The sequence below is a fragment of the Flavobacteriales bacterium genome, assembly GCA_025210295.1.
Classification (GTDB): Bacteria; Bacteroidota; Bacteroidia; order Flavobacteriales_D; family Parvicellaceae; genus S010-51.
The window spans coordinates 23,980-48,045 of sequence record JAOASC010000045.1 but is presented as its reverse complement, the minus strand read 5'-3'; the positions used below and the strand labels follow the sequence as shown (position 1 = coordinate 48,045).

Genomic DNA, 24,066 nt, shown 5'->3' with positions numbered 1-24,066 from the left:
AAACAAATTGATTTTGAAAATATTGGGTAAATTCTTGATTTTTGTTGACAAACAATTGAATTCGTTAACTAACCTTTAACATTTTACCATTTATAAACCACATAAAAGTTAGATTATCTTTACATTTGCGCTATTAATTTATTCTGAATGGAGAAAGGGGGAAATAAAATTTTAAACTTTAAATTATTCAAACGAATATTAGGTTATATGACCCCATATAACGGCAAATTTTATTGGGCGTTATTTCTAACATTATTCCTAGCTGTTATTAGTATTTTCAGGCCCAAAATCATAGGAGAGTTGGTTGGTCAATATGTTGCAAACAAGGATAAAGAGGGATTACTTATAGGGACTTTAATTGTAGTAGGACTCCTTATCATAGAAGCCATAGGCAGTTATTACAGGGCTTATATTTCTCAAGAATTAGGACAAAATGTAATTAGAGATATCAGAAATCAAGTATTTAGTCACATTACCCAATTAAAGTTGCATTTTTTTGACAACACACCTTTAGGAAGATTAGTTACTCGCGTCATTAGTGACATTGAAACCATTGCAGATATTTTTTCTCAAGGTTTTATTATGATTATCGGAGACATTCTAACCATCATTTTTGTGATTGGTACGATGTTATATTTAAATTGGGAGCTAACACTAATTGTCATCATACCTATACCTTTACTGTTATGGGCTACAAAAATTTTTAAAAACGCTATCAAAAAGGCTTTCCAAGATGTACGAAATGAAGTCTCGAAACTAAATACTTATGTACAAGAGCACATAACAGGAATCAATATTGTCAAAATTTTTAATCGCGAAGCCATTGAAATCGAGAAGTTTGAAGCGATTAACCAAAAACATCGAGCAGCACACATCAAATCTGTTTGGGCTTATTCTATCTTTTTTCCTGTAGTTGAAAACCTCAGTGCGTTATCGATTGCTTTGCTTATTTTTTATAGTTTATTCCAAATCAATGAACCCAATGCTAATATTCAGGAAATCATTACTGATTTAACTTCATTTATTTTATTTGTACACATGCTTTACCGACCAATTAGGATGTTAGCTGATAAGTTTAATACTTTACAAATGGGCTTGGTTGGCGCTGAACGTGTTTTTAATCTTCTTGACACGCAAGAATTTATTCATAATCCTACCTCCTCTAAGGAAACTGTTGATTTTAACCAAACCATTGAATTCAAGAACTTATGGTTTGCCTACAACTCTCCTAATTATGTGTTAAAAGATATTACTTTTAGTGTTAACAAAGGGGAAACTGTAGCTATTGTAGGTGCTACTGGAGCAGGAAAATCGTCGATCATCAATTTATTAAGTCGCTTCTATGAGTATCAAAAAGGAGAAATATTAATTGATGGTTCTGATTTAAGAACGATTGATAGCAACACCATTAGAACGCAAATTGCTGTGGTTTTACAAGAAGTTTTTCTTTACTCTGATTCTATCTTTAATAACATTACCTTGGGTAATCCCAACATTTCTAAAGAAGAAGTCATTGCTGCATCAAAGTTAGTTGGTACTCACCAATTTATTATGAACTTACCCAATGCTTATGATTTTAATGTAAAAGAAGGCGGTGGTATGCTTTCTGTAGGGCAGCGTCAATTAATTTCTTTTTTAAGAGCTTATGTATACAATCCTACTATTTTAATTTTGGATGAAGCAACTTCTTCCATCGATTCTGAATCTGAAGAAATGATTCAAAATGCTATTGACAAACTAACCGAGGGTAGAACTTCCATTATTATTGCACACCGTTTGTCTACGATAAAAAAAGCGACTAAAATAATTGTCCTGGAGAAAGGTGAAATTAAGGAAATTGGCAACCATCACGAACTAATTAAAAACAATGGGTACTATAAGAAGTTATATGACACGCAGTTTAATGAACAATAATATACTAACAATTGGCTTTTTGGCTTTTAGTGCTTTCTTTTTTTCAAAATGTAAAACACTCCCGCCTCAAGCAGTTTCTTATTCTTCCTACTCTTCTATTGAGACTTTTGATGGACCAGAAGATATTGATATTGACTCCTCTTCTACTTCACCAAGACTAATTATCTCTTGTGACGAAAGAAGAGTTGCACAATCTAGCGGAAAAATACTTTCTTATGATTTTTCAACTCAACAAACACAAGAACTATTCTTAAAGTTCCCGAAAGACTCTATTCCATTTCATCCGCATGGAATCTCTGTTTATAAAAATACTATTTTTATCATTAGTCATTCTTACCCCAAACAATCTGTTGTTTTAAAAGGCCAGCTTTCCCAAGACTCCATCATCATTACTGATATTATTAAAGACAAGGTTATCCACTTTCCAAATGATATTTACGCGACTAGCGAAAACGATTTTTACATTACACATTATAAATATTTCACAGGTAAACTTGTTGCCTACAATGCTGGACGATTTACTGTAATTGACAAGCACCTCAACGCACCCAATGGGGTCATAAAAATTGGTAATCAAATTATCATCAGTACAACTTTAAGTGGAAAAATAATCAGTTATGACATAGCAAAAAACTATAAAAAGCAATCTCTTTTTAAAATTAAAGGAGGCGATAATTTATATGGAACAGCTGATCAATTACTCGTTTCTTCCCATCCGAAGTTCAACCGTTTTCTTAAACATTATAGAGATAGAGACAATCTTTCTCCTAGTGTGATATACGAACTTAACCTCGACAATAAAAGTAAAAAAGTAATTTACAGTAATGAAGGCCAACAAATTTCGGCTGCTTCTGGGGCTATTTTTTATAAAAATAAGCTTTACATTGCCCAAGTTTTTGAAAATTTTGTGTTGATTTGCAATCCGTAATGCGATTTGGTTAAAAACTTTTATAAAAATCGACAATAAAAAGATGGAAGGATAGTTGTAAAAGGAAAGTTGTTTATGAAATTATTAATACCGTTATTCCTTATTGTAGTTTTTTTTAGTGCCTGTAGCAAGTTCGACAAGGCTGAACAACGCCCTGCTTTCTTAAAAATAGACACTATTGAATTGAACACTACCGCTTCTTCTGAAGGTACCAATAGCCATAAGATTGTTGATGCATGGGTTTATGTTGACGATGAATTAATAGGGACATTCGACTTACCTACAACCGTGCCTATTACTAAGGTTGGACAAAGAGAAATTAAAATTTTTGCAGGAATCAAAAGAAATGGAATTTCAGTAGACCGAAAAAAATATCCATTTTTTACACATTTTACCTACCATCAAGATTTAAAAGCTGACTCTACCTATACCGTAGAACCTGTAGTCAATTATGTAGATGATGCATTAATTTGGGTGGAAGATTTTGAAGACCCTAGTTTTAAGTTAAACCCTCACCAAAGTGACACAACAATAATTAGAGTAACTGCACCCACCAATGAACTTTTTGAAGGTGGTGCTGGTTTGATTGCACTCAATAGTGACCAATACCAATGCGAAATGAGAACAAACGAGCCTAGCTTTAATGCTATGCCTACCAACCTCAGTACACCTGCATATTTAGAATTAAACTACAGCTCCAATTACAAATTAGAAGTGGGTATTCTTGCCAATGCTATTACTGGAGATCCTTATGAACGATCACCTTTAATTACCTTGAACTCTACCAATAATACATGGAACAAAACTTATTTATATCTGCCTGACGCCAGTAATTTCTTTTCAGCCTCACCTGAATTTGATATTTACTTTAGAGTAACAAATTTAGATGCTACAGACAATATTAAAATCTATATCGATAATATTAAAGTTATTTTCTGGAATTAGTAATGTTGTCGAAAAAAAATACCATCATCACCTTTTTTATTGCAGATTTTATTGCTGCTTTGGTTTCATGGGTATTGTTCTATTTCTTTAGAAAGTATAACATTGAATTGAGCGCCATTAATATTGATTCAAATTTTTACTATGGTCTAGTATTAGTTCCTATTTATTGGGTTGCTATCTATATGGTTATTGGTTCTTATAAAAATGTATACAGAAAATATCGATTACGTGAATTTGGACAGACCTTATTTATCAGTTTAATTGGGTGTTTATTCCTTTTTTTCTTTCTGATTTTAGATGATCAAATTAATGGCTATAGAGATTATTATATCTCTTTGACTGCTTTATTTTCTTTTCATTTTTTACTAACACTTATTCCGAGATTAATTCTTACTTCTAAAATTGTAAAACAAATCCACAATGGTTTAATCGGCTTTCCTACGTTGATTATAGGAGGAAATGAAAATGCTTTGGCGATTTACAATGAAGTCTCAAGCCTAAAAAAGAACCCTGGTCATCTTTTTAAAGGTTTTGTAAGTACCAATGGTGTTGATCGAGCTCTACTAAAAGCCCCCATTGAATATTATGGAAAATATGACAACATTAAAACCATTATTGAAGAGCATCATATAGAAGAAATTATTATTGCCATCGAATCTTCTGAACATGAAAACTTAAAGAAGATCATCAATGACCTCAATGAATGTAATGTTATCATTAAGATTATTCCTGACATGTATGACATTCTAACGGGATCTGTAAAATTAACCGCAATATTTGGAGCCTTATTAATTGAAATTAACGCCAATAAAATGCCGATATGGCAACAAAATTTTAAACGCGTTATTGATATTTTCGCCTCTGTTTTTGCTCTAATTTTACTCTCTCCTGTTTTTCTTATTCTTTCTATCATCATCAAATCAACTTCTAAAGGAACGATCTTTTTTAAACAAGAACGTATAGGAATTAAAGGTAAGCCTTTTATGATTTATAAATTTCGATCAATGGTTAGTGATGCCGAAAAACAAGGACCTCAATTATCAAGTGCTACTGACCAAAGAATTACTAAAATTGGAAAGTTTATGCGTAAATCACGTTTAGATGAAATTCCTCAATTTTTTAATGTGTTAATTGGAGAAATGTCTTTAGTTGGTCCAAGACCTGAACGACAATTCTTTATCGACCAAATTGTAAAACAAGCTCCTCATTACAAACATTTACAAAAAGTAAAACCTGGTATCACCTCTTGGGGGCAAGTAAAATATGGCTATGCTGAAAATGTTGAGCAAATGATTGAACGTTTAAAGTATGACATCCTTTATGTAGAAAACCGTTCATTAGCCTTAGATTTTAAAATTTTAATCTATACTGTTCTTATCGTTCTAAAAGGTTCTGGTAAATAAATCCTTGTTATCTTACTTTCTGTACCATTTTCTTCTTACTTTTATTATACTTTAATAAAACCTAAGCCTAGATATGTTTTTTAACCGTTTAAATGATAAAGCCACTCCTAGAAGTAAAGAGAAAATTCAAGCAACGATTAAACCATTGAATTACAGCGATAAAATTTTAGTTGCTTGGGGAGAAGCAATAAGTGGAAATTCAAAAATTCGAGACTTTTTAATTAAAAATGGTTATCAAGAATTAGGTTTGTTTTGTTTTGCTTTAACCAATGATGTTAAATCTCTACAATGGCTCCTAAAAAACGGATATCCACACCTAGCAGCTTTAGTTAAAGCAGCAGAAGGCGATCAGCAAGCATTGGATTGGCTAAATCATTACAAATTTGATTTACTAAAATTTATGGCACTTGCTGCTCAAGGTGATAAAAGGTCGATTGCTTGGTTAAAACATAAAGACCCTTTTGCTATGCAACTCGCCTATAAAATAAAGATCGTAAAAGATCGTATTGACGAACGAAATAATGATGTTCACCAAATCAATCCGTAAAATGGAATTTATCGAGACTCAAAATGCTTTTGTTGAAATAGGAAATATTGAAGATTCGACTTTCCAATCTATTGTAAAGAACTATCGTAAAATTGCTATTTTAGTTGATGAAAACACTTCCATCTTACTCCCTAAAGTTGCCCCTCTAATTACACATACCTCTCCTACTATTATTACCATTAAAAGTGGTGAACAAGAAAAAAAACTTACAACTTGCGAATTCATTTGGACTCAATTAATTGAACAACAATTCAATAGAAATGACCTCTTTGTCAATTTAGGAGGTGGAGTAATTACAGATTTAGGAGGTTTTGTTGCAAGCATCTACAAAAGAGGGATTGATTTTATTAACATCCCCACGTCTTTGTTAAGTATGGTTGATGCTTCTGTTGGGGGAAAAACAGGGATTAATTTTTTAAGCTTAAAAAACAACATCGGACTTTTTATTGAACCTAAAGGTGTTTTTTGCGATTCAAGAATGTTAACGACTCTACCTAAAGATGAATTAACTTCTGGCGTTGGTGAAGTTTTAAAACACGGTATTTTATTTGACCAACAATACTGGAACTATTGCGTCAATACTCCTCTAAATGAATGGGACTGGAATTACATCATAAAAACATCTATTCAATTAAAGAACACCATCGTAAATGCTGATCCTTTTGAACAAAATGAGAGAAAAAAGCTCAATTTTGGTCATACAATTGGTCATGCTATCGAGAGTTATTTTATGAATACTTCTTCCCAGTTACTACATGGAGAAGCTGTTGCTATAGGAATAATATGTGAAAGTTATATAGCGTTCAAAAAAAATCGAATTGACACTACTACTTTAACTGAGATCACTAAAGCAATACTCGATTTATTTAAACACCAACAATTACCTACCGACCACCAACAATTAATAGCTCTAATGTTACAGGATAAAAAGAACGAAAATCGTGAAATTAACTTTACACTTATTGAAGCAATTGGAAAAAGTTCTATTAACCATACAGCTACTATTGAAACGATCGTTGAAGCACTAAATTTCTATACCAATTTAAATCAATAGCATGAAACCTTTTTTCTTTTTTCTTGCACTAATTGCTGGGCAACTCTCTTCCGCTCAAGATTCCTATTTCCCTCCTAACAATGGTAATACATGGGATACTATTTCTCCAACTTCTTTGGGATGGTGTGAAGATAGTATTACAGCTTTATACGACTATTTAGAGCTTGAAAATTCTAAATCTTTTATTTTATTAAAAGATGGAAAAATTGTTCTTGAACAGTATTTTGGGACCTATACACAAGACAGTTCGTTTTTATGGTTTTCGGCAGCCAAAAGTTTAAGAGCAATGCTAATTGGAAAAGCACAAGAAGAAGGGTTCTTAGCTATTACAGATAAAACTTCCGACTACATAGGTTCAAACTGGACTAGCCTTAACTTACCTCAAGAAGACTCTATTACCATTTGGCACCAATTGACAATGACTTCTGGTTTGGATGAAAGTAATTTCACCTGTGAAAACCCTAATTGTTTGACTTATGTAAGTACTGCTGGAACAAGATGGGCATACCATAATGGTCCTTATGGTCTACTAAGAGCGGTTTTGGAAAATGCTACGGGTACAACACAAAATTTGTATACCAATTCAAGAATTAAAACGCCTATAGGTATGGGGGGATTCTGGATAAATCTTCTTGGAATTAACACCTACTACAGTAAAGCTAGAGATATGGCTAGGTATGGGTTATTAGTGAGTAACAAAGGGATTTGGGATAATGACACTATCCTTGCTGATTCTAATTATCTACAACAAATGATTAGCCCCTCTCAGAGCTTAAACCCCTCTTATGGTTATTTATGGTGGCTAAATGGCCAGAATGGTTATGTTACAACAGGTACTCCAACATATATCAATGGGTTTGTATCTCCAGATGCCCCGTCTGATGTTTATACAGCTGCAGGATCACAAGGACAATACATTAGTATTTCACCAAACAATGGCCTGGTAATGATTCGTCAAGGTAATACAGGAAGCAGTAGTTATACTGAATTTGGCTTACACAATGAGATTTGGAAACGCATCATGAATTTATCATGTACTACTTCGAACCTACAAAAACATAATTTAACAACTGCTTTTAGCGTATACCCTAATCCTACCAAAGATGTTTTGTATATCAACTACAGTGGTATGGCTACTGTATTGATTTACGACATTTATGGGCAATTAATGCTTCGTACTGTTGAAAAAAAAATCTTGACCTCAAATTTACCAAAAGGAACTTATATTTTAAAGGCTATTACTGCTAATGGTAGCCATACTCAATCTTTTATTAAAGACTAATGTTTACAATTAATACCATTTCTATCAATTGCAGTGAAGATTTAGCTCAACTTCCCAACAAAACTACTGAAGAACTAAATATTATACATTTTCTTGAAGAGTGGTATAACAGCTCTTCTCAAATTACAGTCTCCACTTCTGGATCAACTGGAACGCCAAAACTCATTCAACTCTCTAAAAATTCAGTACTTAAAAGTGCTGAATTGACATGTTCTTATTTTGGTCTAAAAAAAGAAGATACAGCTTTACTTTGTCTTCCCACCAATTTTATTGCTGGTAAATTAATGCTGATTCGAGCTTTATTTGCTGAAATAAATTTGATTAGTGTACCTCCATCGAGCAATCCCTTAAAAGCTATCGCTTCCCCCATTCGATTTGCTGCCATGACTCCTATGCAAGTGAATACTATATTAAGAGAAAATCCTGAAAAACTTAATTTGATAGCAACCTTAATCATAGGAGGAGCACCTGTTGACAAGCGACTTGAAAATAAGTTAAAAGCTTATAAAACGAATTGTTATGCTACGTTTGGAATGACTGAGACGATTACACATATTGCTTTACGTCAACTTAATCAACATCAACATTATACAGCTCTTGCTTCTATTAACTTTGAGCAAACATCCGATGGTTGTTTAATTATTAATGCTCCTCACCTTTCCCAACAACAACTAATTACCAATGATAAAGTAGAATTATTATCGAACACTGAATTTATTTGGCAAGGCCGCAAAGACAACGTGATTAATTCTGGTGGGATTAAAATACAAGCTGAAGTTTTAGAACAACAAATCGCTCAACTCATTCCTAACAATCGAATATTTATTGCAACTGAACCTGACGAGCTACTAGGAAATAAGATTATCCTCATCATTGAAGCTGAACATGAATTCTCAATCCGTTTTGAAGAACTAAATAAATACGAAGTTCCTAAAACGACATATTGGGTGAAGCAATTTGAAGAAACAGAAACTGGAAAAATCAATCGTAGTGCTACGTTAGCAAAAATCTTTAATACTCCTTAACGCTATATAATTTACTATATTTGCAATCAATCATATTTAGCAACTCATTTATGGATCAAGCTTTTGCCAAACATATTTTAAGTTTTGTTTCTGAGAACAAACAAAATAAGTTTAAAGAAATATTAGAAAACCGAACGCGTTACTTAACAGTTGTTTTAGAGGATATTTACCAACCTCATAATGCAAGTGCAGTACTGAGAAGCTGTGATTGTTTTGGTGTACAAGATGTCCATATTATTGAGAATAGAAATAAGTACAATGTTAATCCTCATATAGCTGTTGGCTCTGCAAAATGGTTGAACCTAAATTACCACAACCAACAAGAGGAGAATACTGTTGCTTGTATCAATGAATTGAAAGCTAAAGGCTATAAAATTGTTGCAACAACTCCGCATAAGGATGACGTTATGCTCCCAGAATTACCAGTTGATCAACCTATTGCTTTGCTCTTTGGTACTGAACAAGAAGGCTTAACAGACGTGGCTTTGGAACATGCTGATGCTTATATGCGTATTCCAATGTATGGATTTACTGAAAGCTATAATATTTCTGTTTCTGCTGCTTTATGTTTACAATCTATTACTGACAGACTTCGTAAAAGTGACCTCGACTGGCAACTGACAGACGAAGAAAAAGAGTTAATTCAGTTTGAATGGAGTAAAAAAGTAGTAAGAAATATCAAGGGTTACGAAAAAGAGTATTATCGTAATCGTGATCGTAAAAAGTAATGAGGTAATAAGATAATGAGATGATGACAACCATTTACTTTATTATAGTTGTCATTACAGTTTCTCTTTTATTTTTTAATCAACTTTATCACAGATTTATGCTGCTCAGATTCAGCACTTAGTAGATATATTCCAGCAGGTCTATTCAAAACTAATTCAACAATTTAATTTCCTTGATATTCCTTTAATTCAATAACCTGTCCACTTAAGTTTCTAATTTTAACTTCCACTTTACCCTCGAACTGCTTTAAATCTAGAAATACTTGTTCAGTTGTTGGATTTGGAAAAACAGTAACCGCAGGCATTAGTTCTTCCACAACGTCAGATGCATTTGGAATAACAATAATTTTGATTCCAACCGGTCGATGGTCTGAGATATCATGGTTATAGTCAGCAAAACCACCAGACATAAAATGATCTACTTTTATTGTTTGAACTCCAGATCCTATTGCTGCAAACTCAGCAAAGAGTTCATTGGAGATTAGAATGTGATCGAGATGGGACGGCCAACCTGGATACGACCAATTTACCGAAGATCCTGATGCAATGTTAATATCTGCAAACAAATAGTTGGTTGGATCATTTAAAAATATTCGAAACACATTGTTTTGATTATGATCTGTTAAAACATCATTAAGGTCTCCAATTACCATCACTCGCTTGGATGAAAAATTTGCCTCAAGATATTGTTTAAGCAACAAATTAGCTCTGTGCCGTCTATACTCTTCATCAGACGTATTTCCAACCTCTAATATCCCATCCCCACAACATTTGTAGTGATTATTGATTACAATAAACTCCTCTCCCATATAAGTTAGCTCCATTACCAAAGGAGATCTAGGAAAAATATTCCAATATGGAGAGGTATCATATATTTTGTATTGTGCTTGAATATTGATTGTATTGGTTTTATAGACATATCCTAAGCCTCCAAACCAACCACTTCCCATAAAAAGATCATACCCTGGCAGCTGATTAATCATTTGCCTAAATAACGTTGAGTCATCGATTTCTTGAACACCAATCAGATCTACATCAATTGCTTCAATAATTTTACTCACTGAATCAATCGTTGCTACTCCGTTTTTAGGGAACCATTCTATATTCCATGTAACAACATCAAAAGTAGAGTCTGTACCAAAGGAAAGATCACTTAAGTTTTGACTGGCTACTCTATTTCCAAATAATAGAATAAGGATTGTTATCAACAGTATAATTTTTGTTTGTTTCAACTTTTTGGACTTTGTTAAGCTTATGTCCTACAAAGATAAGTATTAAAACAAAGCATCTTCCTTTAAAATAACGCCTCAAAAAAAACTACTTTGAATATTTTGCTAATGCTTCTGTTATGGATGCTACAAAGTTAACCTGATTTCCTTTATTACTTTCATAGATAAAGTCATCGAAGCTTTTACTGTTATAGTTTGAAAAATTTCCTACAATAACCAACTTAACTCGGTAAGTCGAAAATTTTTGAAGGATCTCTCCAGCCATTCGATTTTTCAGTTCGAAAAAGCTTGGAACGATATTCTTTTGATGAATTATGACATTATCAAAACCCTGATAATATAGGTTACCTAACAAGTCTATGCCATCTTGCGTATTATTGATCAGGTATTCTTCTGACCATACCTCAACAACTGTTGTATTATTGATCTGATGGGTTTTAGTTTTCATTTTTTCGAGGCGTAAATGGAATCCAGTATATTTGTAATTTCAAAAATTGGCATTAGAACAGTGCTAAAATTATAAAATAATTGTAATAAATCGCATCTGAACTAATTTAAATCATGGGCGATGACGAATAGTATAACGTATTCATTTCTATAAATTCTTTACACTATACTAGAACTTGGACTAAAAAATTTAAGGTATCATAACTTAATAAACTTGAAATTCAGTGTTTAACTCCCAAAACAGATGATTACAGTCCCTTAAACACACAAAAAAATCCCTATTAACACATAAATAACAGGGCTTCGTTAACATTTAAATGAGCAATAAATTTGAAAAACAGGGAGAATCGTTTACTTTTGCCGTTTATTATTTTAATACGTTAGCGATTAACATAGATTATATTATGGATATTTTTGAAAGAATAGCAGGGAACAGAGGACCATTAGGACAACACCAAAAGTCTTCGCATGGTTACTTTACTTTTCCTAAGCTAGAGGGAGAAATTGCTCCAAGAATGACATTCCAAGGAAAAGAAGTATTGACTTGGAGTATCAACAACTATTTAGGTTTATCAAACTTACCTGAGGTAAGAGAAGCTGATGCTCAAGCTGCTAAAGATTGGGGGTTAGGATATCCTATGGGAGCAAGAATGATGTCGGGACAAACTTCTCAACACGAATTATTAGAGAATAACATTGCTGACTTTATGGAAATGGAAGCTTGTTACTTACTGAACTTTGGATACCAAGGTTTTATGTCTGTAATTGATTCTTTGGTTTCTAGAAACGACGTAATTGTTTACGATAGTGAATGTCACGCTTGTTTAGTTGATGGTGTTCGTTTACATCAAGGGAAAAGATTTGTTTTCCCGCATAACGATATAGACAAGTGTAGAACTCAATTAGATAGAGCGACTAAAATTGCTGAAGAAACAGGTGGAGGAATCTTATTGATTACTGAAGGTGTTTTTGGAATGAGTGGAGATCAAGGAAAATTAAAAGAGATTGTTGACTTACGTAGAAACGAAGGATACAACTTTAGATTGGTTGTTGATGATGCTCATGGTTTTGGTACTTTAGGTGACAAAGGACAAGGTGCTGGAGAGGCGCAAGGTGTTCACCAAGAGATTGATGTTTTATTAGGAACATTTGCAAAATCAATGGCTAGTATTGGAGCTTTTGTTTGTAGTAAGAAAGATGTAATTGATTACTTATCTTATAACATGCGTTCTCAAGTATTTGCAAAGTCTTTACCAATGCCATTGGTAGTTGGAGCAATCAAAAGGTTAGAGTTATTAAAAGCTCCTGAGCAAAGAGATAAGTTATGGACAATTGTTAATGCTTTACAAAGTGGATTATTAAAGGCTGGATTTAGCTTAGGAAACACAAACTCATGTGTAACTCCAGTAATGCTAAGTGGAACTTTAGGAGAGGCTACTAAATTAACTTACGACTTAAGAGAAAACTACGGAATATTTACTTCTATTGTGGTTTATCCTGTTGTTCCTAAAGGAATGATTTTATTAAGATTAATACCTACTGCATCTCATAGTTTAGAAGATGTAGAATACACAATTGAGACATTTAAGAAAGTAAAAGTTAAATTAGATGCTGGTGATTACCACGCAGAAGAGATTGTTAACGCTAATGCTTAATTAGAACTCTTATACAATTTATAAAAAACCTCTAATCGATATCGATTAGAGGTTTTTTATTTTAAATTTGCAGGCATGTGGTTTATCATTAACATTTTACAAACAATTATTCTCTTTTCTTGGAGTATCTTTTTAATTCTTTGTGTTTTTGTTGTTCTACTCTTTAGGCAACGAAAAGCGGCTTTTTTTATCGTTGAAAAGCTATGGTCTTCTGTCATTCTTTTTATTGTTGGAGCTCGTGTTGAATCCATTGACAGAGAAAAAGCATTATCATTAACTGAACCAGCAATTTTTGCAGCTAATCATCAATCGAATTTTGATATTCCTGCAATTATTAATCAAACAAAGCAGCATTTGCATTTTATTGCAAAGAAAGAGATCAAAAAGGTTCCATTTTTAGGTCAATATACCGCTGCTATGGGGATGATTTTTGTAGACAGGGGAAATAAGATGAAAGCGAAAGAAAGCTTACAAAAAGCTGGGGCTTTGATTAAAGGAGGGAGAGACGTTGTTATTTTTCCTGAAGGTACGCGTTCTAAAGATGGTAAAATACACCAATTTAAAAGAGGTGCTTTTATTGTTGCCAAAGAAGGTATGGTCAATGTTGTACCTGTAGCGATAAAAGGAACTCGAAAAGTGAACCCATCTGGAAAATTTCGTTTACGCCCAGGAAAAGTTACTGTAAAATATGGAGACTTAATCTTAGCAGAGAACTTTAAGGATAAAACAGTCGAAGATTTTGCTACTCACGTTCAACACGAAGTAGAAAAATTGTTTAACTCTATTCAAGATTAAACTACAGATATGGTAAAATTGCTCACTCTTATTATAGACTTTTTTTACTTCCCTATTTTTAAGAAAATCATGCCGCTCAAAACTTTTAGGTATGCTGCTTGTGGAGGAGGAAATTTGGTATTGGACCTAATCCTCTATTTTATTGTTTTTAACTTTGTTATTAACCAAGAAAACTTAGAGCTAGGATTTGTTGTTTTAAGTCCACATATAGCCTCATTATTTATTGTATTTCCAATTACCTTTTTAACGGGGTTTGCTTTGAATAAATACATTACTTTTGAAGAGTCAAACTTAAAAGGAAAAATTCAAATTGTAAGGTATTTTATCGTTTCAATGGGGGCCATCATTATTAGCTATTTATTAATGAAACTTTTTGTAGATTTAATTGGCTTACCTGCTTTTCCCTCAAGAATTCTCACCACTGTAATTAGTGTTGTTTATAGTTATATTTTACAAAACAAATTTACATTTACTGTTAAATAAAAAGGAGAGCTAATGCTCTCCTTTTTATTTTTTATAGAATGTTTATTAAATATATACGTATTAAAAACTTCCTCCGATAACACCATTACCTTCAAAGACTCCGTCTTTATAAATGTCTATATGATCAAGTAATCCGAATTCATCATATAAGTAATGTTTTCCATTGTAGAGTCTTCCATTTTTAAACTCTCCTTCCATTAGTATGTTTTTGTCTTTATCATAAGTGATGTGATGGCCATCAACAATCTGGCTACCTGATTTACCTCCTTGAGCTTCATTTTCAGAACCACTTGCCTTAGGCCCTTTGATTTCTTTCTTAGGCGTAGGATCTTTGTACTCAGGATTGACTCTTTCAAAATTTTCTTCAGCTGTTACCGCTCCAGCGTTAAAGTCTTTTTTAATTTTTACGTCTCCATTTGGATAAAACCAAGTTGCTTCTCCCTGTTCTACGCCATCTACAGTTGTAAACTCTAATTCTTTTTGACCATTTTCATAAAAATACTCCACTTTCCCTGTCGATTTTCCATCATTAGAGAACTCTTTCTTTTTCATTAATTGTCCATTCGGGTAATACATTTCATAACTACCTGTCTGCTTATTTCCGCCCCAAGTACTTTTTTCTTCAATATTTCCATTTTCAAAATAAGTAACATAATCTCCATTCGGACGCCCCCTAGTATATGTGATTTCGCTTTTCAGCTTTCCATTTTTCCAGTACTTTTTCCAAAGTCCCGTTTTCCGACTTCGGACATATTCCCCTTCTTCAACCTTAGCGTCTGGTGCATAGCCTTTTTCTTTGCTCATGTCTCCCGTTATTATCCAATAACCGGTTTTCTTACCATTCTCATCTAGTTTATTAATATCTTGTGGGGTGCCTGCAAATACTGAAGTAGAAACTACTACTACTAAACAAAATAATATAATATTTCTCATATTCACTCTCATAGACTTATATCTTTTACACAATACAAAGAAAAGAAAATATAATTGTAAGCTTCTTAAATATTGATGAATGACTTAATTTGTTTGACGAAAGTTTTTAACAACCAAAAGGTGATATTAACATTCTTTTTTACAGTAATAGAGTTTGCAATTTGCATACCAAAAAATATCAATAGTAGGTTATCTTAATAAATACATCTTACCTATTTGATGCTTAAATGCATGGTCTCCACTAGTAGCTCTACGTTCTATACTTTCACCATTAATATTAGCTGTTACCTTATAAAGGTAAACACCATTAGCTAGCTGACTCCCATATTGGTCTTTTCCGTCCCAAAAGAACTCAGTTTTATTATTTCCAATCTTAATTGCTCCTATTTCATCTATACCTATTTCTCTTACTACTTTTCCTGTAACAGTCATAATTCTAATCTGGAAATCATCTGGTAATTCTTTACCTGTGAGCGTAAATACAAAATGTGTTTTTGTTGAGAAAGGATTAGGATAGTTATATACATTAGTAATCGTGGATTGGTTAATCACTTCAAAAGCAATTTCATAACTTAAATCTCCTGAGAAATTAGAAGATTTATCTTTTCCTTGCACTTTTAATTTATAGATTCCATCTTCTGCAAAGATTGGGTTGTATTCAATTGTAAATTTATTTTCAGTTGAGTTTGCTGGATACCACTTTAAATTTTCCTGCCCATTTTCAATGTAATTAATCACCTCATAAGTATTCGAATTAGGCCTTAGCAATGCTAGTTGAATATTTGCTGTATCTAGATCTTCATTTAATAACAAAAACGGATTCTCATCATCCAAAGTAATGACAATATTGGGTTCTGGACTTATAATATCCTCGTTTAAGATGTGTACACCATCGAACGTCACGTCCAATATAGGATTAGTAATATCTGATTGAACAACAAATGGTTTTTGAGCAAAATTATTAAAGTAAAATTGTTCCATTTGATCTTGAGCTCCTCCACCATTTTTAGGGTTAGCTGTTAACCAAATACTGTTTAACCCTGGATAACCAATCGTTGATATTGTAATTGTATCTAATAACACCTCACCGCTTCTTAGTGAGTCCTGTCTATCATAGGTTATAGAATTTTGAACATGGCTTTGATCTTCGATCCAATAATTAACTTTTAAACTATCCATATCAAAGGCACTAACATTTTCAATTGCCAAAGCAAAACTTAATGAATCACCTTCTTGAATGGAATCATTTTGAATGGAATAATAAAACCCTTTCTTAGGATTAACTGCACATTCTGGTATAGGACTATAAATTAACTGCCAACGCTCTATTTGTGCTGGAGTAAATGTTGTTGAATCTATTTCCCAAGCTTCTAAACGAACATTGGGATAGATGGAAGCATCTACAAGATTTTGCAAGCTAATAACTGAATCATAAGCGGTCATTAAAGTATCTAATAATTGAATTTCATTTCCTGCATTAGTAATACCATATAATCTTAGTAAAGTAGAATCTCCTGTATTCTGCTCTTGTGGATGTTGTTTCCAATACAATACGTCCCATTCATAAGCTGGTCCTGCAACAGTTGAATTGATATACCCCTGTACATTGGACCCTTGAATAATAGTCTCAAAATCTAACGATTCCACTCCTGGGTAAGTTACCCCTCCTGCCATAGGTGTTGAATGTACTTCTTGTGCACTTGACGGGTTTCCTTTTTCACAAAATAAGATAAATCCATCATCTGGGTTACTAGGATTAAACCCTGTAAAACCAAGTTGCTGCAATGCAGTATATAAAGCATTAGGCATAGCTCCATTTAATGACATTGGGGAGGTATAATTATTAGGAATGTATGAATACGCTATAATGTAATGTCCATCAGGAACTTTATTGGTTAGAAAAGTGGCCAAGGAATCCATTTCATCGGGATTATTGTAATTAAATATAAACATCCCATGCGTTCTATTTCTCCCCATTGTTATTGTACTTGAACAAATTGATGGATCACCATTAAACTGGCCAAAACAATGATCAGGGTTTTGTATATCTCCCCCCCCATAATCAAAAGGAGTACGCCAGCCTTTCAATGAAACTGGATCAATTATACCTATATGTATTGCTGGCCATACATACCCTCCATAGTCCTGTGTTTCTCCTGATATTTTCCAAAGTGTTGCTTGAGGTTCTGGACTTGACCAATGCGAATTCAAATGTATTTTGGTAGACACATTGATTTTTGCTGCTGATGGTTGAAAATCAAAAGTTCGATTTGGTCGGTTATACTCAATATTGGTATAAGTGTTATTTTTAAACTGAAAGAAATGACTTTGTCCCCATCCCCATTTATTAGGAATGTATTGAAAGGATGATTCTAACCAATCTTTCACACTACTATCTGGAGAACAGCGCCAGTAATAGACAGTACTATCAGTGAATTCTAGTGGTTCTGGCAATTGTGTATTACTGTTTAACCAATGAGATGGTAGGGCTTCAATAACACCACCCTCACTCATGTTTCGTTGCTCCTTTTTAAATGGAGAATTGAATAAATCGGTTGTATCTATTTCAAAAACATAATTTCTTAAACGTTCAAAAGGGTTTACTGTTGAAGCTTTTAAGACCTCTTGTTTATTAGGTATAATTGCATAATCGTAAGGCCAAATTGGAAGTAATCCATTTGAAATCACATAATTCGTAAAATTAACCTGGTTATTGATAAATTCATCAGTATGTTCTACAATTCCAGAAGTTGGTAAGTCTGCTTTAATTGTAAAATTATTCGCTCCAATTGCGACATTATGATAAGTTGGCAACCTAAAAACAATCGTATCCCTATTCAATAATCCAGGTACTATTTTCGAATACACAGAATCTGCTCCATTTGGAAATGTACGCGTAACTTCTATATTAAAAGAATCGACAAATGCCGCACCAATATTAGACGCTACTACATATAAATCAAACGTATCTACAGATAAGTCAATTTGAGAGGGGATACTCCATACTCTGGATTCATCTAAAACAATTTCTGGCGCTAAATGCGAATTAATTTTTAAAGCAGGATCACCTTGTAAAGACATTCCATTAAAGTTGCTTTCTTGAATAACATCCCAACTTGAACTCCCAATAATTTGATAAAGTGTATCTACTGTATTTTTCATTTGTTGCCCAATGGTTTCTCCATATCCCCCATTTGCAAAATCTCTGTATAAGAATTGGGTATAGTTCCCTATATAAGTCACAAATCCTAATTTGACCGTTGAAATAAAAGCAATGGCTCCCTCATTTGTTGGTCTAATTAATTGTTCAGCATAACTATTCGTATCGGGTTGATGTACATCTCCAGTGTAACATCCCAAACCAATCACTAAAGGATATTTCCCATCGTTATTCCAGTTATTTGGACTATCAATATTTTGACTAAACCCTCCTCCGCTTGAAGCATGCCCAAAAAAAGTAATTAAAGAAACGCCTTCTTCTAAGTCTTCTTGTACACTAAAAAAATCTGCTGTATTAATCACAGAAGAAGTTGGATCTTTGGTGTAGGATTTTACCACGCCTCCAAACAAGGTATCTTCAATAATTGATTCAAATCCAGATAAAAAACTATTCAATAAAACCTGCTCTGCACTATCTGTTCCCCCTCCAAAATGCAAAACATTTTTTTGCCACTCTTTGTCTGGTATAGTATAATTAAGGTATGGGACTTGCTCCTGCTCATAGGCCATAACTTTGCTGAGGTATTCTTGTATTTGGAAATTTTGTGTAACACTTAAGCGTCCTGTTGGTACTGCAAAGGATTCCATTCCCAATTCTAACCCAACTGTAAAATGATTATCTGATGAGGGATACCCATATGAAGGCACTAAATTTCTAGCAAACGCTGCTGCATCTTGCCTTGATCCTAAGCTTGATTCATTAACATCTCTCACCGATTTACCGATAATGAATAAATGACCTGGTTCATTAGGCCATAACTCTATAGCTTGTTTGCAAAATCTACGAATAGACAAAGGATGCTTTTCGATACCACCTCCAAATTGATAATAAAGTTCCTGAATATCGGCGATTAAAGTATCATAACCCGCTGCTGCTCGATAGGTTGCATAATCCTGCGCTCCACTCATTAAACGCTGATGTGTAATAATTAGAAAAGGGTTGGTTGCAGTAAATACTCGATAATCGTTAAACTGAGCTGAAGCATTAATAGGTTGTACACTATTAATAACTTGAATATTTGCAGCATCAACTAAGACCGCCTTTATGGAGTCTTGAGTTGTATTAGGCAGCACTGCTTTCCACTCACCTGATTGGTTCACCATTGGTATTTTTTTCAACGTATTCCCTAAAACATATATAAAAGGATTACTTCCTTGAACATTGGAAACTGAAATATGATACTTAGAAGAAAAAGTATTTGCAGGCAATCCAAATTCAAAATAATTTTGATTTTCAAAATTAAAGGTATGTGGATAAAACAACGTCACAGAAGACACCTGTTGTATATCGGAAGTTTGACCAATATTAGTGATCCGATGTTTTATTGCTGTTTGATTATTCCCCAAAAGGCTTAACGGTACATCAAATGCTTTTTTGATCATGTGATACCCAGTATAAGAAGTATCAGCTATCAAGGTATTTGAGCTTCCAAAAAGCAGTTGTGTGTTGTGATTAAACGCTCCTGTATATGAAGAAGACGAGACACTGGCTGATACCGCCTCACCAAAAGCTCTCAGCTGTGAATTCCCATTGTAAACATTAGATGTCGTTACTTGAGAAGTCAGTACTTGATTCGTTGAAAAAGTTGGACTCATCCATCCTTCACCAGAGGTATACTTTGGACTAGAAAGTCCTTGAAACTTACTTCCTTGAGCATATAGATCAGTATGTTTATGATAATTTTTTTTCCAACAATATGCTTGCTCTGGATAAGTACTATATGCAACATCTGTTTCTACTTGTATTCTTTTGTTCGCTGTGGAATTGTTCCAAGTAAAAAAGTAATTGATGGTATCGTTGACTAAACTATAATAAGAGTCCCCAATAAATACAGGATTATCAAACAACAGGGAATCTAACCAACCATCATTTTTTTGCGCATAAAACTCTATATAATCCCCAGAATTAAACTGTCCATCTCCCCCATCTTGAATCAAGATAGCAACTTCTGATTCTCTTCCAAAAACTTGAAAATTAGCCGTATTTATCGTTGAAATATCATCACCTGTTTCTGCTAAGGCAGTATTTAATGCATCAAATCCAATGCGTTGAATCCCGGTATTGACAACTTTAAAAGTGTAATACTTCTGATGATACGCTATCCATTCGTTCCCATAAGTTTGAGCGTGAAGACTATTGGAAAACCAATAAATACCTAAAATGATAATTAATATTTTGGGGATAATTGCTCGCATTTATATTCCATTATAAACTGCAATTTCCGAAAATTATTTGAGAATTCTTTACTAAATTCTTTAAAACAATCTGTTTTTGACTTAAATAATCAAAATTATTGATTTCATTCCTTGTATGAATTCCTTAACTTTGTCTTGAAGTCACTTACATTTGTACTTAAAAGAGTTTTAACATTCTTAATTTAACCAGCGTTTAAAATTACTTCGTAATGATTCCAAAGGAAACCATTGAGAAAATATTCGATACTGCCGACATTGTTGAAGTCATTAACGACTTTGTTAGTCTAAAAAAAGCAGGTTCGAATTATAAAGGCTTAAGTCCTTTTGTTAACGAAAAGTCACCTTCGTTTATGGTTTCTCCAGCCAAAGGAATTTTTAAAGACTTTAGCTCTGGAAAAGGGGGAAATGTGGTTTCATTTATTATGGAACACGAGCATTTCACCTACCCTGAAGCCCTGCGTTGGTTAGCTAAACGCTATAACATTGAAATTGAAGAAGAGGAACTTAGTGCTGAACAAATTGAAGCGCAAAGTGAGCGAGAAAGCTTATACCTCATTAATCAATATGCTAAAGATTTTTTCGTTCGACAAATGCTGAATACGAATGAGGGGCAAGCTATTGGTTTAAGCTATTTTAAAGAAAGGGGCTTTAGCGAAGAAACGATTAAGAAATTTGAATTAGGTTATGCTCCACAAGGGAGTGACAATTTAACCAAAGCTGCTACGAGTGCTGGCTATAAACTCGATTATTTAGTCAAAACAGGACTAAGTAAAACGAATGAAAGAGGAAGCTATGATTTCTTCAGAGGACGTGTAATGTTTCCAATTCAAAACATTACTGGACGAGTACTTGGTTTTGGAGGAAGAATCTTAAAAATAGATAAGAAGTCTGCTAAATATTACAATTCACCAGAGAGTCCTATTTATAATAAAAGTAAAATTTTATATGGGCTTTATCAATCCAAAAACGAAATCATTAAAGAAGATCAGTGTTATCTTGTTGAGGGGTATACTGATGTCATCAGCTTACATCAAGCTGGGATAAAAAACGTAGTAGCTTCTAGTGGTACAGCACTTACTGAAGGGCAAATAAGATTGATCAAACGTTACACCAAAAACATTACGATCCTCTATGATGGAGATGCAGCTGGGATAAAGGCTTCTTTTAGGGGAATTGACCTTATTTTGGAAGAAGAGATGAATGTTAAAGTGGTCTTATTCCCCGACGGAGAAGACCCTGATAGTTATGCAAGAAAAGTAGACTTTGATGACTTGCAACGTTATTTATCAACCAATTCACAGGACTTTATCCATTTTAAAGCTTCTATCTTACTGGCAGATGCTAAGAATGATCCTATCAAAAGAGCAGAAACGATTAAGGATATTGTAGGCTCTATTTCTATTATTCCTGATCAGATTACACGTTCAGTATATATCCAAGCTACCAGTCAACTCTTTGAAATTTCTGAACAAGCATTATTGAATGAAGTCAATAAGCGCCTAGGGGTAAAAAATGTTGCGCTTCAAAAAGAACAAGCAGTATACGAACAACAGCAACAAGAAAAAAGGATACCTCAAAAAAACACCAATAATGGAAAACATTTATTAGACATACAGGAAAAAGACCTTATTCGATTAATGATTCTTTATGGTTCTCAATTTATTACTATTGAAGTTGAAAATGAGGAGGGAGATTCGGAAGAGATGAACTATCCTGTTGCTCAATTCATTATAGAAGAAATTCTTAGCGATGAAATTTCCTACATCAACAAAGATTATCAATTGGTTTTTGACGAGTATTTGGATGGGATACAACAAGGCTTAGTAATTAGTGAAAAGCATTTTACACATCATGAAAACACCAACCTCAACAGAATTGTTATTGATATTACTACTCAAAAAGATAGCGTAAGTAACAATTGGGCTGAAAAACATCAAATCTACCCTGTTCATGAAAGTGAACGTTTAAAGGATGCTGTGATTCAATCGGTTGCCATTTTTAAGATGCGTACTACGGAAAACATGATTGCGGATAAGCAAAACGCCTTAAAACATGAAGCTAATAATGATGCTATCATGGAATTATTAGAAGCTATTAAAAATTTAACGATGGCTCGGAACTTATTTGCTGAAAAACTAGGAATTGTAATTACAAGATGATCGAATTAATCAATATAAAAGGATATTCTTTAACCTTATTAAATGTCATTTTAATAGTCATTACTTGGGCTATTATTTTATTCTTAAGATCAAAATCTGACAAAAAGATTGAGGAGTTTTTAAAGAAACACAACTGGTCTTTTGGAAAAGAGAAAACGTTACATAAATTATCTAATCAACTACTCTTTATCATTGGTGATTTACTAACCATTGGAATTTTAGGAATAGGCAATAAGGACTTTTCATTATCTTCTATTTTAGATTATCAATTATTGGGAGGTGGAGATGAAAGTAAATTTTCGATCACCATTGGAAGTATTATTTTCATCATTATACTTTCTTTCATTACCAAGTTTGTACTCAACCTCACTAAAACTTTTATCTATAAGTCGACTAAAGATAAAGACTGGATTGATGAAGGAAGGCGTTTTACCATAACCCGTTTAACTTCCTACTTTATATACGTTATTGTTGCAATTATGATGTTGCGCAGTATTAATGTAGATATTACGTTATTACTGACCGCTTCGATGGGTATATTCCTGGGAGTAGGGCTAGGTTTACAGGAGTTTTTAACGGATGTCATCTCAGGATTAATCTTGCTTTTTGACGGAAGTGTTAAAGTTGGAGACATTGTTGAAATGGACAATACAGTTGCCAAGGTTCAGAAAATCAATATCAGAACCTCACACATCAAAACGATTGATGGCAAAACGATTATTGTTCCGAACTCTAAACTAACAGAGTTTAACGTTACCAATTGGACTATTAGTGAAAAGGTCACTCGCTTTAACATTGAGGTTACTGTAGCCTATGGTACGGATACCGCACTTGTTAAAGACCTCCTTTATCAATGTGCATTACAACACCCCAAAGTGAGTAAAAACAAAGAAATCTTAATTATTTTTAATGACTTTGGAGATAATGGACTTTCTTTTGAACTTTACTTTTGGGCTGCTCAAACCTGGGATATTATGACAATAAAAAGTGATATCCGCTTTGCGATTGATGCCGCATTTAGAGCCAATAGTATTCAGATCCCTTACCCGCAGAGAGACCTACATATTATTTCAGATAATAGAGTTAGTATATAGTTTATTTTAAAATAGCTATAGTGATTACCC

18 protein-coding genes are annotated in these 24,066 nt (G+C 33.4%); 14 read left to right on the top strand and 4 right to left on the bottom strand.

Translation table 11 applies throughout. The features are described from left to right. The first annotated feature begins 207 nt into the window (after positions 1-207). The 9 genes from N4A35_13765 to N4A35_13725 all read left to right on the top strand — a co-directional run bounded on the left by N4A35_13765 (position 208) and on the right by N4A35_13725 (position 9,826). A complete protein-coding gene (locus N4A35_13765; GenBank protein ID MCT4582477.1) occupies positions 208-1,914 on the top strand; it encodes an ABC transporter ATP-binding protein/permease in 1,707 nt (568 codons plus the stop codon). Next, complete coding sequence (locus N4A35_13760) at positions 1,904-2,842, top strand: hypothetical protein (GenBank protein ID MCT4582476.1); 939 nt, start codon at positions 1,904-1,906, stop codon at positions 2,840-2,842. The genes N4A35_13765 and N4A35_13760 overlap by 11 nt, the downstream gene beginning before the upstream one ends. 75 nt (positions 2,843-2,917) lie before the next feature. Then, positions 2,918-3,787, top strand: coding sequence for a hypothetical protein (locus N4A35_13755; GenBank protein MCT4582475.1), 870 nt, complete (start codon positions 2,918-2,920; stop codon positions 3,785-3,787). 2 nt (positions 3,788-3,789) lie between these two features. Beyond that, positions 3,790-5,190, top strand: a complete 1,401-nt coding sequence (locus tag N4A35_13750) for a sugar transferase (protein ID MCT4582474.1) — start codon at positions 3,790-3,792, stop codon at positions 5,188-5,190. Positions 5,191-5,263: 73 nt separating this feature from the next. Then, positions 5,264-5,737 carry a hypothetical protein gene (locus N4A35_13745; protein ID MCT4582473.1) on the top strand — a complete coding sequence of 158 codons (474 nt, stop codon included), beginning with the start codon at positions 5,264-5,266 and terminating at the stop codon, positions 5,735-5,737. 1 nt (position 5,738) lies between these two features. Next, entirely contained in the window at positions 5,739-6,791 is a 1,053-nt protein-coding gene (aroB, locus tag N4A35_13740) for a 3-dehydroquinate synthase (protein MCT4582472.1), read from the top strand. 1 nt (position 6,792) lies between these two features. Then, complete coding sequence (locus tag N4A35_13735) at positions 6,793-8,073, top strand: serine hydrolase (GenBank protein MCT4582471.1); 1,281 nt, start codon at positions 6,793-6,795, stop codon at positions 8,071-8,073. Further along, positions 8,073-9,098, top strand: coding sequence for an AMP-binding protein (locus N4A35_13730; protein MCT4582470.1), 1,026 nt, complete (start codon positions 8,073-8,075; stop codon positions 9,096-9,098). Before N4A35_13735 ends, N4A35_13730 begins: the two co-directional genes overlap by 1 nt. A 50-nt stretch (positions 9,099-9,148) precedes the next feature. Then, a complete protein-coding gene (locus N4A35_13725; protein MCT4582469.1) occupies positions 9,149-9,826 on the top strand; it encodes an RNA methyltransferase in 678 nt (225 codons plus the stop codon). A 164-nt stretch (positions 9,827-9,990) separates the two neighbouring features. Here N4A35_13725 and N4A35_13720 read toward each other — a convergent pair whose 3' ends face one another. Both N4A35_13720 and N4A35_13715 read right to left on the bottom strand, forming a co-directional pair. After that, entirely contained in the window at positions 9,991-11,034 is a 1,044-nt protein-coding gene (locus tag N4A35_13720) for an endonuclease/exonuclease/phosphatase family protein (GenBank protein MCT4582468.1), read from the bottom strand. 109 nt (positions 11,035-11,143) lie between these two features. Further along, complete coding sequence (locus N4A35_13715) at positions 11,144-11,503, bottom strand: DUF4180 domain-containing protein (GenBank protein ID MCT4582467.1); 360 nt, start codon at positions 11,501-11,503, stop codon at positions 11,144-11,146. A gap of 403 nt (positions 11,504-11,906) precedes the next feature. On the opposite strand from N4A35_13715, the gene N4A35_13710 reads away from it, so the two are divergent. The 3 genes from N4A35_13710 to N4A35_13700 all read left to right on the top strand — a co-directional run bounded on the left by N4A35_13710 (position 11,907) and on the right by N4A35_13700 (position 14,435). Next, entirely contained in the window at positions 11,907-13,157 is a 1,251-nt protein-coding gene (locus tag N4A35_13710; protein ID MCT4582466.1) for a pyridoxal phosphate-dependent aminotransferase family protein, read from the top strand. 75 nt (positions 13,158-13,232) lie between these two features. Further along, the gene (locus N4A35_13705) at positions 13,233-13,952 is read left to right on the top strand and encodes a 1-acyl-sn-glycerol-3-phosphate acyltransferase (protein MCT4582465.1); all 720 of its coding nucleotides are present in this window, start codon (positions 13,233-13,235) and stop codon (positions 13,950-13,952) included. Between the two features lie 69 nt (positions 13,953-14,021). After that, on the top strand, positions 14,022-14,435 hold the full coding sequence (locus N4A35_13700) for a GtrA family protein (GenBank protein ID MCT4582464.1): 414 nt from the start codon (positions 14,022-14,024) through the stop codon (positions 14,433-14,435). A 60-nt stretch (positions 14,436-14,495) separates the two neighbouring features. Here N4A35_13700 and N4A35_13695 read toward each other — a convergent pair whose 3' ends face one another. Continuing rightward, a complete protein-coding gene (locus tag N4A35_13695; GenBank protein ID MCT4582463.1) occupies positions 14,496-15,368 on the bottom strand; it encodes a hypothetical protein in 873 nt (290 codons plus the stop codon). A gap of 189 nt (positions 15,369-15,557) precedes the next feature. Next, positions 15,558-20,783, bottom strand: a complete 5,226-nt coding sequence (locus N4A35_13690; GenBank protein ID MCT4582462.1) for a C25 family cysteine peptidase — start codon at positions 20,781-20,783, stop codon at positions 15,558-15,560. Positions 20,784-20,992: 209 nt separating this feature from the next. Here N4A35_13690 and dnaG point away from each other — a divergent pair, with 209 nt between their 5' ends. Both dnaG and N4A35_13680 read left to right on the top strand, forming a co-directional pair. Then, positions 20,993-22,942 carry a DNA primase gene (gene dnaG, locus N4A35_13685; protein ID MCT4582461.1) on the top strand — a complete coding sequence of 650 codons (1,950 nt, stop codon included), beginning with the start codon at positions 20,993-20,995 and terminating at the stop codon, positions 22,940-22,942. Beyond that, positions 22,939-24,036 carry a mechanosensitive ion channel gene (locus N4A35_13680; GenBank protein ID MCT4582460.1) on the top strand — a complete coding sequence of 366 codons (1,098 nt, stop codon included), beginning with the start codon at positions 22,939-22,941 and terminating at the stop codon, positions 24,034-24,036. The genes dnaG and N4A35_13680 overlap by 4 nt, the downstream gene beginning before the upstream one ends. Positions 24,037-24,066: the final 30 nt, after the last annotated feature.

What these genes read in the sequence shown, in the direction of transcription:
- N4A35_13690 (MCT4582462.1), bottom strand. Translation starts at nt 20,783, where the DNA reads ATGCGAGCAATTATCCCCAAAATATTAATTATCATTTTAGGTATTTAT.
- N4A35_13705 (MCT4582465.1), top strand. Translation starts at nt 13,233, where the DNA reads ATGTGGTTTATCATTAACATTTTACAAACAATTATTCTCTTTTCTTGG.
- N4A35_13745 (MCT4582473.1), top strand. Translation starts at nt 5,264, where the DNA reads ATGTTTTTTAACCGTTTAAATGATAAAGCCACTCCTAGAAGTAAAGAG.
- N4A35_13760 (MCT4582476.1), top strand. Translation starts at nt 1,904, where the DNA reads ATGAACAATAATATACTAACAATTGGCTTTTTGGCTTTTAGTGCTTTC.
- N4A35_13750 (MCT4582474.1), top strand. Translation starts at nt 3,790, where the DNA reads ATGTTGTCGAAAAAAAATACCATCATCACCTTTTTTATTGCAGATTTT.
- N4A35_13755 (MCT4582475.1), top strand. Translation starts at nt 2,918, where the DNA reads ATGAAATTATTAATACCGTTATTCCTTATTGTAGTTTTTTTTAGTGCC.
- dnaG (MCT4582461.1), top strand. Translation starts at nt 20,993, where the DNA reads ATGATTCCAAAGGAAACCATTGAGAAAATATTCGATACTGCCGACATT.
- N4A35_13765 (MCT4582477.1), top strand. Translation starts at nt 208, where the DNA reads ATGACCCCATATAACGGCAAATTTTATTGGGCGTTATTTCTAACATTA.
- N4A35_13735 (MCT4582471.1), top strand. Translation starts at nt 6,793, where the DNA reads ATGAAACCTTTTTTCTTTTTTCTTGCACTAATTGCTGGGCAACTCTCT.
- N4A35_13725 (MCT4582469.1), top strand. Translation starts at nt 9,149, where the DNA reads ATGGATCAAGCTTTTGCCAAACATATTTTAAGTTTTGTTTCTGAGAAC.
- N4A35_13715 (MCT4582467.1), bottom strand. Translation starts at nt 11,503, where the DNA reads ATGAAAACTAAAACCCATCAGATCAATAATACAACAGTTGTTGAGGTA.
- N4A35_13700 (MCT4582464.1), top strand. Translation starts at nt 14,022, where the DNA reads ATGCCGCTCAAAACTTTTAGGTATGCTGCTTGTGGAGGAGGAAATTTG.
- N4A35_13695 (MCT4582463.1), bottom strand. Translation starts at nt 15,368, where the DNA reads ATGAGAAATATTATATTATTTTGTTTAGTAGTAGTAGTTTCTACTTCA.
- N4A35_13710 (MCT4582466.1), top strand. Translation starts at nt 11,907, where the DNA reads ATGGATATTTTTGAAAGAATAGCAGGGAACAGAGGACCATTAGGACAA.
- aroB (MCT4582472.1), top strand. Translation starts at nt 5,739, where the DNA reads ATGGAATTTATCGAGACTCAAAATGCTTTTGTTGAAATAGGAAATATT.
- N4A35_13730 (MCT4582470.1), top strand. Translation starts at nt 8,073, where the DNA reads ATGTTTACAATTAATACCATTTCTATCAATTGCAGTGAAGATTTAGCT.
- N4A35_13680 (MCT4582460.1), top strand. Translation starts at nt 22,939, where the DNA reads ATGATCGAATTAATCAATATAAAAGGATATTCTTTAACCTTATTAAAT.